The sequence below is a fragment of the Mesorhizobium hunchu genome (assembly GCF_040081975.1).
In the GTDB taxonomy this organism is placed as follows: Bacteria; Pseudomonadota; Alphaproteobacteria; order Rhizobiales; family Rhizobiaceae; genus Mesorhizobium; species Mesorhizobium hunchu.
This window is the reverse complement of sequence record NZ_JBEBMG010000012.1, coordinates 78,356-92,151: the sequence shown is the minus strand read 5'-3', so window position 1 is coordinate 92,151 and position 13,796 is coordinate 78,356. Positions and strand designations below refer to the sequence as shown.

The 13,796-nt window shown below is 64.6% G+C and carries 11 protein-coding genes and 1 pseudogene; 11 read left to right on the top strand and 1 reads right to left on the bottom strand.

Annotated features, from left to right (window positions below):
* The first annotated feature begins 111 nt into the window (after positions 1-111).
* The 11 genes from ABMA46_RS18395 to ABMA46_RS18345 all read left to right on the top strand — a co-directional run bounded on the left by ABMA46_RS18395 (position 112) and on the right by ABMA46_RS18345 (position 13,353).
* Positions 112-978, top strand: coding sequence for a DeoR/GlpR family DNA-binding transcription regulator (locus tag ABMA46_RS18395; protein ID WP_349001458.1), 867 nt, complete (start codon positions 112-114; stop codon positions 976-978).
* A complete protein-coding gene (locus tag ABMA46_RS18390; protein ID WP_349001457.1) occupies positions 971-2,062 on the top strand; it encodes a four-carbon acid sugar kinase family protein in 1,092 nt (363 codons plus the stop codon). Before ABMA46_RS18395 ends, ABMA46_RS18390 begins: the two co-directional genes overlap by 8 nt.
* A 195-nt stretch (positions 2,063-2,257) precedes the next feature.
* The gene (gene pdxA, locus ABMA46_RS18385; protein ID WP_349001455.1) at positions 2,258-3,280 is read left to right on the top strand and encodes a 4-hydroxythreonine-4-phosphate dehydrogenase PdxA; all 1,023 of its coding nucleotides are present in this window, start codon (positions 2,258-2,260) and stop codon (positions 3,278-3,280) included.
* A gap of 32 nt (positions 3,281-3,312) precedes the next feature.
* Positions 3,313-4,800, top strand: a complete 1,488-nt coding sequence (aldA, locus tag ABMA46_RS18380; RefSeq protein ID WP_349001454.1) for an aldehyde dehydrogenase — start codon at positions 3,313-3,315, stop codon at positions 4,798-4,800.
* Between the two features lie 42 nt (positions 4,801-4,842).
* A complete protein-coding gene (locus tag ABMA46_RS18375; RefSeq protein WP_349001453.1) occupies positions 4,843-5,994 on the top strand; it encodes a substrate-binding domain-containing protein in 1,152 nt (383 codons plus the stop codon).
* Positions 5,995-6,051: 57 nt separating this feature from the next.
* On the top strand, positions 6,052-7,641 hold the full coding sequence (locus tag ABMA46_RS18370; protein WP_349001452.1) for a sugar ABC transporter ATP-binding protein: 1,590 nt from the start codon (positions 6,052-6,054) through the stop codon (positions 7,639-7,641).
* Positions 7,642-7,651: 10 nt separating this feature from the next.
* Positions 7,652-8,614 (top strand): ABC transporter permease, encoded by a 963-nt coding sequence (locus tag ABMA46_RS18365; protein ID WP_349001451.1) that lies wholly within the window; start codon positions 7,652-7,654, stop codon positions 8,612-8,614.
* 113 nt (positions 8,615-8,727) lie between these two features.
* On the top strand, positions 8,728-9,822 hold the full coding sequence (locus ABMA46_RS18360) for a sugar ABC transporter substrate-binding protein (RefSeq protein WP_349001450.1): 1,095 nt from the start codon (positions 8,728-8,730) through the stop codon (positions 9,820-9,822).
* 56 nt (positions 9,823-9,878) lie between these two features.
* A complete protein-coding gene (locus ABMA46_RS18355; protein WP_349001449.1) occupies positions 9,879-11,402 on the top strand; it encodes a sugar ABC transporter ATP-binding protein in 1,524 nt (507 codons plus the stop codon).
* A complete protein-coding gene (locus ABMA46_RS18350; protein WP_349001448.1) occupies positions 11,399-12,361 on the top strand; it encodes an ABC transporter permease in 963 nt (320 codons plus the stop codon). Before ABMA46_RS18355 ends, ABMA46_RS18350 begins: the two co-directional genes overlap by 4 nt.
* Positions 12,361-13,353, top strand: coding sequence for an ABC transporter permease (locus tag ABMA46_RS18345; protein ID WP_349001447.1), 993 nt, complete (start codon positions 12,361-12,363; stop codon positions 13,351-13,353). The genes ABMA46_RS18350 and ABMA46_RS18345 overlap by 1 nt, the downstream gene beginning before the upstream one ends.
* Positions 13,354-13,483: 130 nt before the next feature.
* On the opposite strand, the pseudogene ABMA46_RS18340 reads toward ABMA46_RS18345, so the two are convergent.
* Positions 13,484-13,686 (bottom strand): annotated as a pseudogene (locus ABMA46_RS18340) (transposase); the annotation flags it as partial.
* Between the last annotated feature and the right edge of the window lie 110 nt (positions 13,687-13,796).

The following is a 13,796-nucleotide window of genomic DNA, read 5'->3' as shown; positions in this document are numbered from 1 at the left end:
AACATGCGCAGACCGCACGGATTTCTCTGGTATAGGTTGAGACGAATTGCCCGATCTGACCATTTGTCACGAAGTGCGAGATCTATAGCCTTGTCCAGGAAGAAAACTGCGGTGCACGACGACGCCGGTAGTCAGAACGCCGCATGGGAGGAGGAGGCGGGCCGCGGCCGCGTGGAGCTCATTCCGGCCAAGCGCCATGCCTTCATCCTGGAGCACATCAAGCGCCAGGGCACGGTCGCCATCCAGGAACTGATCGATCTCATCGGCGCGTCGCCGTCCACAATCCGGCGCGATCTCGAGGCGCTCGAGCGGCAGGGCGCGCTGGAACGCACGCATGGAGGCGCCATGTTGCAGCGCACCGAATTGGCCACGTTCGAGCCGGATATCGCCACGACAGCGCAGTTCGCACGGGCGGAAAAAGAGGCCATCGGTGCCGTGATGGCCGCCCAGTTGCGTCCCGGACAGAGCGTCATATTCGATTCCAGCACGACCGTTCTGGAAGTGGCGCGCGCCATCGCCGCCGCGCCGATGGAACTGACCGCCGTCACCAACAGCCTGCTGATCGCGCAGCTTCTGGCTACGGTCCCCGGCGTGCGGCTCGTGGTTCCGGGCGGCACGTGCAAGCCCGGCTCGCTGACCCTGGTGGGCCATCCGGGCGAGAACTTCCTGCGCACCATCCATGCCGACGTCGCCATCCTCGGGACGCATACCATCAGCGGCAATATCCTGACCGAGACCTCGCTCGAAGTGGCGGCCATGAAGAAGGCGATGATCGTTGCGGCGCGGCGCGTCGTCGTGCTGGCCGATCACTCCAAGTTCACCAGCCCGAACTTCTGCACCATCTGCGACGTTTCGGAGATCGACGAGATCATTACCGACGAAGGGATCGATCCCGCCCACCTCAGCGCCCTTCGCGCGCTCGGTGCGGAGGTTCGGATCGTCGACGTCGCCGAAAGACCGCGCGCCGCGCATGGGTGACCTCGACGTCAGGGTGCTGGCCGACGACTTGACCGGGGCGCTGGACAGCGCGGTCGCCTTTTGCACGCCGGCGGCGGGCATCGGTGTCAGCTGGTGGCCGCGTGCTGCCGAGCGGCGGCGTCTGGCGATCGATCTGGCGACGCGCGAAGGGTCCGAAGCCGATGCGGTCGGGCGCCACCTGGCGCAGGCGTCCTGGCTCTTTGAGGGCGAGACAAGCTTCAAGAAGATCGACAGCCTGTTGCGCGGTCACGTCATTGCCGAGATCGTCGCCGTTGCGCGCGGGCAGGCCTACGATCGCCTGATCGTGGCGCCTGCCTTTCCGTTTCAAAAGCGCGTGACGCTTGCCGGCAGGCAGTGGCGGCTCGACCGGTCCAGCCCGGAGATGGCAGGTCCGGATCTCGTCGCGGGTCTGGGGGCGTGGCGGCGAACGGGCGTTGCCCGCCCCGGTGATGCGCCGGCGCACCCGGTCACGGTCTACGACGCGCGAGACGACGCGGATCTGGATCGCATCGTCGAGTCCGCGCTGGGGGCGGGAGGCAAAACTCTCTGGATAGGAACCGGCGGGCTCGCGGCTGCCCTCGCAAGGCGGGCCGGCGTTCCGCCGCGCCTCAAGCCGGTGCTGCCCGCTCCGCTCTTGGCGCTGGTCGGGACCGACCACGAGGTCACCCGTGGCCAGGCGGCACACTTTGCCCGTGCCCGCCCCGAAGGATGCTTTCACGTCGGCGACGACGTCACCGCCGATCGCCTGCTGATCGCGCAACGCATTGCGCTGGGCGCGCCCTCGCTCGTTACCGTGGACGCTGCCGGGACGCGTCGGGAGGCTGCGAGCCGGATCGGACGGGTGTTGGCGCAACTGCTTGACGCCTTGCCGCGCCCGGGCGTCCTGCTGGTCACGGGCGGCGAGACGCTGCGGTCCGTCTGCGACAGCCTGGGAACGGCCTATCTGTCGATCGAGAACGAGGTCGAGCCGGGCATTCCGGTCTTCCGCATGGTCGGAGGTGACTTCGACGGGCAGTTGACCCTGTCGAAGTCCGGGGGCTTCGGCACCCCTGATCTGCTCTGCCGTCTCGCCGGCAGCAGCTGATAACGGCGCAAAGTTCGTCAAATTCGCGAAATTCTTTGAAATTCCCGATCGGCGGCCAGGCTATGTCGCCGGCGCGTGCCGATCTATCGAGCAGATATGACGACAAAAGAATTTATATGATCGCAAAAGAAAGAACTTGCGCATTTATGGAGGATCGCCTTAGAGGGTACTGAGAAATGATCATTGGGAGTCAGCATGTCTGGTCTTCGGCTCGGCGTGACGATGGGGGATCCGGCTGGCATCGGTCCGGAAATCATAGCCAAGGCGTGTGCGCGCCTTCGTCCCGAATTGGCGCGCAGGTCGCTTTCGCTCGTCATCCTCGGCAGCGCTGCCGCGATGCGCGGGGTCGAATCCCTGTCCGGCCCCATCCCGCTCGAAGACGGAAGTCACACGGCGCCGATCAGCATCTTCGATGTCGGGCCGGAACGCGTTCCAGTTGAGCCCGGCGTGATGTCGGCGGAAGGCGGTCGGCTTGCCTACGAGGCCATCAACCACGCCGTGCGATTGGCCAGCCAGGGCAGGATCGCGGGCATCGTGACGGCGCCCTTGAACAAGGAAGCCCTCAACCTGGCGGGCTACCACTATTCGGGCCATACCGACATGCTGGCCGACCTGACCGGCGCGCCGGACTCCGTGATGATGCTGGCTCATGGCGATTTCCGCGTCAGCCACGTCTCCACCCATGTCGCCCTTGCGCAGGTGCCCTCCAAGCTGACCGAACCGCGCCTGCGCCGCGTCATTCAGTTGACCGTGGAGGCGTTGCGCATGCTGGGGATCGCCCGGCCCCGGATCGGCGTCGCCGCGCTCAACCCACACGCCGGTGAGGGTGGGATATTCGGGCGCGAGGACATCGATATCACGGCGCCGGTCGTCGCGTCGTACGCGGATGCCGATTTCGACGTCTTCGGTCCCGTTTCCGGCGACACGGTGTTCGTGAAGCTGCGCGCGCGCCAGTACGACGCCGTCGTCGCGATCTACCACGACCAGGGCCACGTCCCGGTGAAGCTCCTGGGCTTCGACGTCGACCCGGTGACCGGCCAGTGGAAGGCCCTTTCCGGCGTCAATGTGACGCTCGGCCTGCCGATCATAAGAACCTCGGTCGACCACGGAACGGCCTTCGACATCGCCGGCAAGGGCATCGCCAACGAGGAGAGCCTCGTGGAAGCGATCGACTATGCCGTTCAGCTCGCCGGCCCGGCCGACGCCGCCGGCCGCTAGCCCGAACAAGCCTGCACGAAAGCGAGATGCTCATGACCAAGGACCAGACCGCCTACAAGATGTACATTGATGGCCGGTTCGTCGACGGCGATTCCGGCACCCGCGATGTGATCAATCCCGCCGATGGCAAGCCGTTCGCGTCGGTGCCGGAAGCCAGCGCCGACCAGACCCGGCAGGCGATCGCGGCGGCCCGCAAGGCGCAGCGCGCCTGGGGCCTGAAGTCGCCGCTCGAACGGGCCGGCGTGATGAAGCGCATTGCCGCCGCGATCCGCAAGAACCACGCGCGCCTGGCCGAGATTGTCGTTCGCGAGCAGGGCAAGCCGATTAACGAGGCGATGGGCGAAGTCGGCGGCGCGGCCGAGTTCTTCGACTATTTCGCCGAGTTCGCGCGCCGTATCCAAGGCGAGATCCTGCCGTCGGACTTTGCCGGCGAGCAGATATGGATCCAGCGCGTTCCGGTCGGCGTTGTCGGCGCCATCATCCCTTGGAACTATCCCTCCGCGCTGGTCAGCCGCAAGGTCGCCCCGGCGCTGATCGCCGGCGATACGATCGTGCTCAAGCCGCATGAGGACACGCCGCTTTCGGCGCTCGAACTGGCGCGCATCTTCGCCGAGGCCGAGGTGCCGGCGGGGGTTGTCAATATCGTCACCGGCCGCGGCGAGACCGTCGGCGAAGTGCTGTGCACCGAGCCGGGCGTCGACCTGATCACCATGACCGGATCGGTGCCGACCGGAAAGCGCATCATGGCGAACGCGTCGCGCAACCTCACGCCGGTCTCGCTGGAACTCGGCGGCAAGGCGCCTTTCATCGTGCTCGAGGACGCCGACATCGATCTCGCAGTGCGCTCGGCCGCCACGTCCCGCTACATGAATTGCGGCCAGGTCTGCATCTGTAATGAGCGCACCCTGGTCCACCGTTCCGTCTACGACCGCTTCGTCGAAGGCTTCGTGGAATTCTCGAAGTCGCTGATGGTTGGAGACCCGATGCGCACGACCACGGACATCGGTCCCAAGGTCAGTCTGGAAGAGTTGGAAAAGGTCGAAGGCGTCGTGGCCGAAGCCGTGTCGGGAGGCGCCCGCATGGCGCTCGTGGGCGGTCGACCGAAGACGCCGCCGGTCGAGGGCGGATACTGGCTCACGCCTACCGTCCTGACCGGTGTCACCGCCGACATGCCGATCATGACGCGCGAGATTTTCGGCCCGGTCGTGCCCATCATGCCTTTCGACACGTTCGAGGAAGCGGTCGAGATCACCAATGCGAGCCGCTACGGGCTCTCGGCCTATCTGTTCACCAACGATCTCGGCCGGGTGATGAACGCCGTCAATGACGTGTCGTTCGGCGAGATCTACGTCAACCGGATCGGACCCGAGGCGCTGCAGGGCTATCACGTCGGCTTCCGCGAGAGCGGCCTTGGCGGCGACGACGGCAGCCACGGGCTCGAAAGCTACCTTCGCAAGAAGACGGTCTACGTCAACTATTCGGGCGGCGCGACCGTGCCCCTGATGCCGTACGGGCGCTGACCGGTCGAAACTTCGCAATTCAATCCAAGGGAGGAACTTCGCATGTACAGGATCGCATCTCTCACGGCGGCGTTGGCCTTGTCCGTCGCGACCGCCGCGCCGGCGCTGGCGCAGGACTATAGCTGGCCGGACAAGATTCCACCCGAAGCCAAGGCGCTGCTCGAGCCGCTGCCGCTGTCGCCCCGGGGGCAGCCCGTTCCAGGCTTCCCCGATGGCCCGCCGGCGGCGTCGCCCGATGCGCTGAAGCTGAGCGATGCCGACATTGCCAAGCTCAAGGACGGAAAGTTCGCCGCCGGGCTCGTCATGCACACCATGGACGCCGGATGGCCGCAGTTGCAGGTGGCCGGTATCACCAACACCTTGAAGGAATACGGCATCGACGTCGTCGCCACTACCGACGCCAAGTTCCAGCCGGGGCAGCAGATCAGCGACCTGGAGCAGATGATCGCGCGCAAGCCGGACGTCATCTTCTCGATCCCGATCGATCCGAAGTCGGAAGCGGAAGCCTACAAGAAGGCGGCCGCCGCCGGCATCAAGCTTGTCTTCATGGACAACGTGCCCGTCGATATGGCTCCCGGCAAGGACTACGTGACCGTCGTCGCCTCCGACAACGAGAAGAACGCCTATTTCGCCGCGCAGGAACTCGTGAACGCGATCGGCGGCAAGGGCCAGGTCGGCATCATCACGCTGGTCTACGACTATTACTACTCGGTCGCCGCCCGCAAGGTCGGCGCGCAGAAGGCCTTCGCCGAGCATCCGGACATCAAGGTGGCCGATGTCGGCACCTTTACCGCGCCGGAAAAGGCCTATGAGGTGGCCACCGCCATGCTGACGGCCAATCCCGACATGAAGGGTATCTTCGTGGCCTGGGACACGCCGGCGCAGCAGGTGCTGGCGGCGGCCAAGACGCTGGGCCGCGACATCGTCATCACCACCAACGACATCGCCAGCGACAGCGCGCTCAATGTCGCGCGCGGCGAATTCCTGGCCGTGGGTGCCCAGCGTCCTTACGACCAGGGCGTCGCCGAAGCCAAAGCCGCGGCGATGGCGCTGATCGGCAAGGAGGTGCCTCCCTACGTGTCCGTCCCGACGCTGCGGGTCAAGAAGATCGATCTTCTCAGCGCTCTGAAGCTTGTCACGAAGGAAGATCCTCCCGCTTCCGTCGTGAAGGTTTGCGACGGCAAATGCTTCTGAGCCACATGGCGGCGGGCTGACCGCGCCCGCCGCCGCCTTTCTCGAAGAAGGCACGCAATGCCACACAATAAGACGCCGACGCCAGGAACCGCGATCGTCTCGATGGAGCATATCGTCAAGACGTTCGGCGCCAATCGCGTGCTGTCGGACGTGTCGTTCGAGGTCAAGGCCGGCGAAACGCACGCTCTGCTCGGAGAAAATGGCGCCGGCAAATCGACGCTGATGAAGGTGCTGATGGGCGTTTACCGGCCCGATTCAGGCCGCATCTTGTTCGCCGGCGAAGACGTCACCGCGCTCTCACTGCGCCAGAGGCTCGACCGCGGCATCGCCATGATCTTCCAGGAGCTGAGCGTGCTTCCCAACCGCTCGGTTGCGGAAAACCTCTTCGTCCTGCGCGAGCCGCGCGGCTTCGGATTTCGCGTCGACGGCGCCAGCATGATCAGTCAGGCGCGTGCCTTGATCGCCCGCTACGACTTCCCGCTCGATGCCACGGCGCGTGTCGGCGACCTGACCTTCGCCCAGCGCCAGATGGTCGAGATCCTCAAATCCATTTCCCGCGGCGCTAGGCTGCTGGTCATGGACGAGCCGACCTCGTCGCTGACCGTTCAGGAGGAGGACACGCTGTTTTCCACCATCGGACAGTTGAAGGCGGACGGCATCGGCATCGTCTACATTTCCCATCGCATGGCCGATGTGCTGCGGCTGTCGGACCGGATATCGATCGTCAAGGACGGCCGGGCTGTCGGGCCGCTCGATCCGGCCGAGACGTCGATCGAAAAGATCGCCGCCCTCATGTCGCGGCCGCCCAGGAATGATGAACCGGCGCCGGCGGTGGCCGCAACCGTGGCGAAAGCCGCGCGGCATGAGGATGGCGCGGCTCCTGTCCTGGCGGTGCGCGGGCTGCGCACGGCCCGCAAGCTGGTCGACATCGATCTCGATGTGCAGGCAGGCGAGGTCGTGGGACTGGCGGGTCTGGTCGGCAGCGGCCGTTCGACCCTGGCCAAGGCGTTGTTCGGCGTCATTCCCGATGCGTCAGGCGCGGTGAGCATTTCCGGCAAGCCGGTCAAGCCGGGGTCGGTGCGCGCCGCCGTCACGGCCGGCGTGGCGCTTGTTCCCGAAGACCGTCGCCTCGAGGGACTGGTCGGAGGTCGGCCGCTCCAGGAAAATATCTCGCTGCCGGATCTGGGTTCCCTCACGCTTGGCGGCAGGTTCGGTCCGGTCGCCTGGTGGCGTATCGCGGACCTGTTCAAGCGCTACCGCGACGATCTCAACATCGTCTGTCGCGGCGGGGGACAGCCGGCGCAGGAACTGTCGGGCGGCAATCAGCAGAAGGTCGTCTTCGCCAAATGGCTGGCGATGAAGCCGCGCCTGCTCATTCTCGACGAGCCGACGGCCGGCGTCGACATCAACGCCAAGCGCGAAATGCGCGACCTGGTCAGGAAGGCCGCGGGCGAGGGCATGGGCGTGCTCATGGTCTCCTCCGAACTGGAAGAACTGCTGGATCTGTCGGACCGCATCGCCGTGATGGCGGAAGGCCGCGTCACCCGTGTCCTTCAGGGCATCCAAAGCGAAACGACCCTGCGCGCACTGTTGCAGGAAGAAGCGGCCTGCCAGGGGCGCAAGCGAAACGAGGAACTGGCTGCATGAGTGATCTGTCATGAGTGATCTGTCAGCATCGACGGCACGGCAATCCGCCGCCAGCCGGATCGCCGACTTTTTGCGCGATCACATCACCTATGTGATCTTTTTGGGCATTACGCTCTACTTCATCCTGTTCGCCCCGCATTTCGCATCCCTGTCGACAGCCAGCGCTGTCTTGCGCATTACCGCCATCGTGTCGGTGATGGCGATCGGCATGACCTTCGTCATCGTCTGCGGCGAGATCGACCTGTCCGTCGGATCGGTGGCCAGTTTTTCCGGCATGATCGGCGCTCTGCTGATGGACCGCGGCATGTCGAGCTATGCCGCCGCCCTCACCGTGCTGGCCGAGGGCGCTCTGATCGGCGCGGTGTCGGGTGTGCTGGTGACGAAGGTGCGCATTCCGTCTTTCCTGGTCACGCTGGGAATGCTGTCGATCTTTTCCGGCCTGGCGCTGACCATCACCGGAACCCGGCCTGTGCCGATCGTCGACGACGGCTTTTCCAACCTGTTCTGGAACGGCGGCATGTTCGGCATCCAGGCCCCGATCTGGTGGACCATAGCGCTGACCATCGTCGGCTACTACCTGCTGCACCAGATGGCCTATGGGCGGCGCGTTTTCGCCACCGGCGGCAATGCGGTCGCGGCGCGCTTTTCGGGCGTGCGCACCGATTGGGTCAAGATCGTCGCCTTCATGCTTTCGGGCTCCACGGCCGCGCTGGCCGGACTGATGCTGGCCGCGCGCTCGACGGCCGGCAACCCCAGCCTCGGCGCCGGGCTGGAACTCGACGTGATCGCGGCCGTCATCATCGGCGGTACCAGCCTCTTCGGCGGCTACGGCTCGATCCTGGGTTCGGTGGTCGGCGCCATCTTTATCGGCATCCTTGGTTTCGGCCTGTTGGTTCTGGGGCTTTCCACCAGCATCCAGGAGGTGATCAAGGGCGCCATCATCATCATCGCGGTGTCGTTGAATCGGCGGTGAGGGCACGAAGCAACGATCGCTGCCGAGGCCAACAGCCAGCATTCATCAAGATCCCGGTGATGGTCACCGGCTAACAGGGAGGAACTGAAATGAAAAGACGAGCGACGTTATTGATGATGGGCACCCTTGCGGCGTCCGTCGCGCTGTTCACCTGCGGTGCTTCCGCGCAGGAAACCTACAAGCCCGAATGCTACGCACCTGCCCCGGACAGCGCTTCGGTGATATCCTATGCGAAGAAGGACGGACCCTACAGAATTGCCCTGGTCAACGGCTATGTCGGCAACGACTGGCGCGCCAATTCCATCCAGACCGCGAAGGCATGGGGTGCCCGTCCCGAGAACAAGTCCAAGCTGGCCGAATTCAAGATCATCTCGGTCGGTAACGATTCCACGGCCCAGATATCGGCAATCGATAACTTCATCGCCGCCGGCTACGACGCCGTGATCATCAATGCCGTCAATCCCACGGCCTTTGGCGCCGTCGTGCGGCGCGCCACGCAGGCCGGCGTGGTCCTTGTCACCTATGACAACGTTCTCGACTCCGACAAGGTCGTGCAGATCAACGAGGACCAGGTCGAGCTCGGCCGCCTCAAGGCGCAGGCCGTGGTCGACGGCATCAAGGCCAAGAAGGGCGACGTCTCGGGCCAGGTCCTGGAGGTCGATGGCGTTCCCGGCAACAGCGTGGATCGCGACAACCAGACAGGCTTCAGCTCGGTATTCTCCAAATATCCCGATCTGAAGGTGGTCAAGGTCGAGGGCGACTGGGACGTCGGCACCGCCTCGAAGGTGACATCCGACGCCATCGCCACCAACGGCAATTTCGACGGCGTGGTGGTCCAGGAAGGTTCCGTTGGTGCGCTCGAGGCGATGGCCGCCGCGAAGCATCCGGTCGTCCCGGTCGGCTTCGACGCGGGCAACGGCACGCGGATGCTGGTTCACCAGGGCAAGTACCCCGGCGTCACTGCCGCCCAGGCGCCGGCGTTGGCCGCCATGGCGCTGGAGGCGTCGGTGGTGCTGCTGGAGGGCAATGCCCTGCCGCAGAAGGTCTTCCTGCCGATCCCGCACAAGGACAACGCCGATCTGGTCGAGGGCAAGGACTTCTTCCCCGATCTGCCGAAGACTTTCTACACGGCTACCGGCTTTCCGCAGTGCTTTCCCGTCTTCACCCCGGATGAGCTGAACGGCCAGACCGCCGATAACGCCAACTAGGCAACGCCGCACCGATCCGGCCAGCGCGCCGGCCGGATCGGTGCGAGGGAGCATGCATGGCCGATCGCTATGTTGAATTGAAGTCGGTATCGAAGGCCTATGGCGGCGTTCCGGCGCTGACCGACGTGGATTTCCGCTGCGAGCCGGGACGCGTGCACGCCATCCTCGGGGAGAACGGCGCCGGCAAATCGACCCTGATGAAGCTGTTGGCCGGCGTCATCCAGCCGGACACGGGCACGATTTCCCTCGCTGGAGAGACGGTGCATCTTTCCTCTCCGCGCGAAGCCGCGGAGCGGGGCACGGTGTGCATGTTCCAGGAACTGTCGCTGATGCCGCATCTTTCGGTCGGCGACAATATCGTGCTTTCCGCTCCGCGGACGCGATTCGGGCTGATGCGCAGAAGCGTCTACCGGGAGGCGCGGGAAGCTCTCGATCTGGTTGGCGCCAGGTCGATCCCGCTCGGCGCCCGCGTCTCGGGACTGTCGCTATCCGAACGCCAGCTTGTCGAAATCGCCAAGGCGGTGTTTCGCAAACCCCGGCTTCTCATTCTCGACGAGGCGACCTCGGCTTTGACGAGCGATCTTGTCGACACCGTATTCGATGTCCTCAGGATGCTGAAGGAGCAGGGCGTTGCGATCCTGTTCATCTCGCATCGCATGCACGAGGTCGACGCCATCGCCGACCGCATATCCGTCTTCCGCAACGGCAGGCACATCGAGACCTTCGACGTCGGCGAACGCACGACCGACGAGATCGTTTCCCTGATGATCGGCCGCTCGCTGGAGGAATTGTTTCCGCCGCGCCGCCCGCCTGTGCCCGAGACAGCGCCGATCGTCCTGGATGTGTCGGACGTCAGTTGGCAAAATCAGCTTGCCGACGTGTCGGTGGCCGCCCGCGCCGGCGAGATCGTCGGGCTCGGCGGGCTGGACGCGCAAGGCCAGCAGCAGATCATGCACGCCGTCTTCGGCGTGCTGCGCGGCGTGTCGGGCCGCATCACGCTGAATGGCAGGCAACTGAATGGGCTGAAGCCGCCGAGGGTGAAGCAGGCCGATATCGGTCTGGCGCTAGTGCCGGAGGATCGCAAGACCGAAGGGCTGATCCCCGGCATGTCGGTGGCGCAGAACATGCGCCTGGCGGCGCTAGGACGTGCGCCCTTCGGCCTGCTCGACCTCAACGGACACAACGAGGCCCGGCTGCACCAGCTGATCGAACGGCTGGCCCTGACCTACGGCTCGCTCGATGATCCTGTCGCGACGCTGTCGGGCGGCAACCAGCAGAAGGTGGTACTGGCCAAATGGCTGGTGCTGTCACCGAAATGCCTCCTGCTGATGGACCCGACGCGCGGCATCGACCTGCCGACCAAGGCTCAGATCTACAGGCTGCTCGCCGATCTCGCCGCCGAGGGGATGGCCGTCATCTTGCAGTCGACCGACTATGAGGAACTTATCCACCTGTGCGACAGGGTCTATGTATTCTACCGGGGCAAGGTGGCTCGGGAACTCAAGGGTGAGCACCTGTCCGCCGACGCGCTCATCGCCGCGTCGATGAACGTACACCTTCATGCTGAGGCTCAACCATGACGACCTGGCTTCGCCGAAATGCGAAGGAAGCCATCGCTGCTCTGGCGCTGGTGGTGTTGTTCGCCTGCTATATCGCCATCCATCCACGCGGCTTCTCCACCTATGTGGTGACCATTTGGTCGAACCAGGGGGCCTTGCTCGGGCTTGCCGCAATCGCCCAGTTCTTCGTGGTTTTGGTTAAGGGAATCGACCTTTCGGTCGGCTCGATCATCGCACTGACCAATGTGGTGGCCTCGTTTCTTCTGAACGGCTCCCCGGCGTCGATCGCGCTTGGCACGGTGGTGGTGCTGGTCGTGGGGGTGGCATGCGGGCTACTAAACGGCGTCGTGGTCGTTTATGGCCGGGTACAGCCGATCGTCACGACCCTGGCGACCGGCGGCGTCTTCGGCGGCATCGCCCTGCTTTTGCGCCCGACGCCCGGAGGCAGCGTAGACGAGACGGTATCGGATGCCCTCACCTATGCGGTGGGAGGAATCCCGGTCTCCGCCATCATTCTTGTCGTCGTTCTTCTGGCGCTGCAGGTCTTTCTACGCTGGACGGCCGTCGGGCCGGCCCTCTATGGCGTCGGGTCATCCGAGCAATCGGCCTATATGACAGGCCTTCGCGTGAACCGGCTTAAGCTGATCGCCTACGGCAGCAGCGGTTTCGTCGCGGCCCTTGCAGGCATCTATGTCAGCATGGTCACGCTGACCGGCGATCCCAACATCGCGCCGTCCTACACGCTGAACTCGATCGCCGCTGTCGTGTTGGGCGGAGTGGCGCTGAGCGGCGGCGTCGGCAGCCCTGTCGGCGCCGTGATCGGCGCCCTGATCCTCAAGACGATCTCCTCGCTGACGTTCTTCTCCGGCCTGCCGCCGTTGGCGCAGCCTTTCTTCGAAGGACTGATCCTCGCAATCGCTATTGCACTTGGTGCACTCGGTGTCTTCCGGGTGCGCAGCCGGCTTGAGTTGTACCGCTGATGACCGCGACCGCACGAACCGTTCCGTCCCGCAAGTCCCACCGTTGGCTCGATCGCGACCGTATTTCGGTGCTGCTGATTATGCTGGGCTGCATCGTTCTGCTTCTGGGTGGCTCGCTGTTGTACCCCGGCTTCCTCAAGCTCGGCTACATCCTGCAGCAGCTTCAGATCGCCGCCTTTCTCGGCATCATAGCCACCGGCGCCATGCTGGTGATCCTGCTGGGCGAGATCGACCTTTCGGTCCCCTGGACCATCACGGGCACGGCCATTGTCGTCATCTCGGCTTCTGGCAGCTCCAATCCCATGATCGCCAGCCTGGCAATCCCGCTGGGCCTTTGTCTCGGCGCGGGCGTCGGGCTTTTGAACGCCGTCGGCGTCGCCGTTTTCCGCTTGCCGGCGATGGTCTGGACGCTGGCCGTCAACGCCATGCTACTTGGCGCGGCGGTCTTTTACACCGGCAACAGCCGCACCAACGGCGAGGTGCCGTGGCTGGCGACGCAGGCTGCCATCGGCAGGACCTTCGGCATTCCCAACGCCTTCATCGTGTGGCTTGTCATCGCCGTGGTGATGATCTGGGTGCTCAAGCGGACCGTCTACGGCAACTACCTGTATGCGATGGGCAACTCGCAACGCGCCGTCTTTCTCGCCGGCGCGCGGGCGCGGCTGGTGATCGTGGCGACCTTCGTCCTGGCCGGGATATTCTCCAGCTTCGGCGCCATTCTGCTGCTGGGCTATACAAATCAGGCCTATCAGGGCATGGGCGATCCTTACCTCATGCCGGTCATCTCCGCCGTGGTGATCGGCGGAACCTCGATCCAGGGCGGGCGCGGCAACTATGTCGGGACGTTCGCAGGCGCGCTCTTCATCACGCTTCTGTCGTCGATCCTTTCGGTGATGCAAATGCCCGCAGCCGTGCGCGACATCATCTTCGGCGCGATCATTCTCATCATGCTGCTGGTCCACGGTCTCACCGGCAAGAACGAAAACATCTGAACGATGGTGGCGTCTTGGCACTAGCCTGGGCCGGCGTCCGGTAGAGTTTTCTTCGCTGTTGTCGGGCACGACATGCACTCGGTCTGTTAGAGGTCAAACCGGCGAAGACGCTGTCGAACGCTCCCATCTAACTCCAGCGGATGAAGCGGTTGTATTGCGTCTTGTGCCGGCGGTAGTACCTTCGGTGCATCCTTCCACTGCAGGCAGTTGCGAATCACAAAGATGATGCCGCTCACCGCCCGCCGATCATCGACCCACGGAACGGCAGGCGACAGCGGGAAGAATGGCGATCCGCGCCATCTGGCGCTTGCTCAGCAGAAACAAATCACCCATCACGGCCTCCCGCATCGCTGCATCGTCAGCAAACACATGACGAACTATTTCGGGAAGGTGGACGCGGAAGCCGCCGCTGCCCACGCCACTCTTGAGCGCCGGACGTTGGC

What these genes read in the sequence shown, in the direction of transcription:
- ABMA46_RS18390 (WP_349001457.1), top strand. Translation starts at nt 971, where the DNA reads ATGGGTGACCTCGACGTCAGGGTGCTGGCCGACGACTTGACCGGGGCG.
- pdxA (WP_349001455.1), top strand. Translation starts at nt 2,258, where the DNA reads ATGTCTGGTCTTCGGCTCGGCGTGACGATGGGGGATCCGGCTGGCATC.
- aldA (WP_349001454.1), top strand. Translation starts at nt 3,313, where the DNA reads ATGACCAAGGACCAGACCGCCTACAAGATGTACATTGATGGCCGGTTC.
- ABMA46_RS18375 (WP_349001453.1), top strand. Translation starts at nt 4,843, where the DNA reads ATGTACAGGATCGCATCTCTCACGGCGGCGTTGGCCTTGTCCGTCGCG.
- ABMA46_RS18370 (WP_349001452.1), top strand. Translation starts at nt 6,052, where the DNA reads ATGCCACACAATAAGACGCCGACGCCAGGAACCGCGATCGTCTCGATG.
- ABMA46_RS18365 (WP_349001451.1), top strand. Translation starts at nt 7,652, where the DNA reads ATGAGTGATCTGTCAGCATCGACGGCACGGCAATCCGCCGCCAGCCGG.
- ABMA46_RS18360 (WP_349001450.1), top strand. Translation starts at nt 8,728, where the DNA reads ATGATGGGCACCCTTGCGGCGTCCGTCGCGCTGTTCACCTGCGGTGCT.
- ABMA46_RS18355 (WP_349001449.1), top strand. Translation starts at nt 9,879, where the DNA reads ATGGCCGATCGCTATGTTGAATTGAAGTCGGTATCGAAGGCCTATGGC.
- ABMA46_RS18350 (WP_349001448.1), top strand. Translation starts at nt 11,399, where the DNA reads ATGACGACCTGGCTTCGCCGAAATGCGAAGGAAGCCATCGCTGCTCTG.
- ABMA46_RS18345 (WP_349001447.1), top strand. Translation starts at nt 12,361, where the DNA reads ATGACCGCGACCGCACGAACCGTTCCGTCCCGCAAGTCCCACCGTTGG.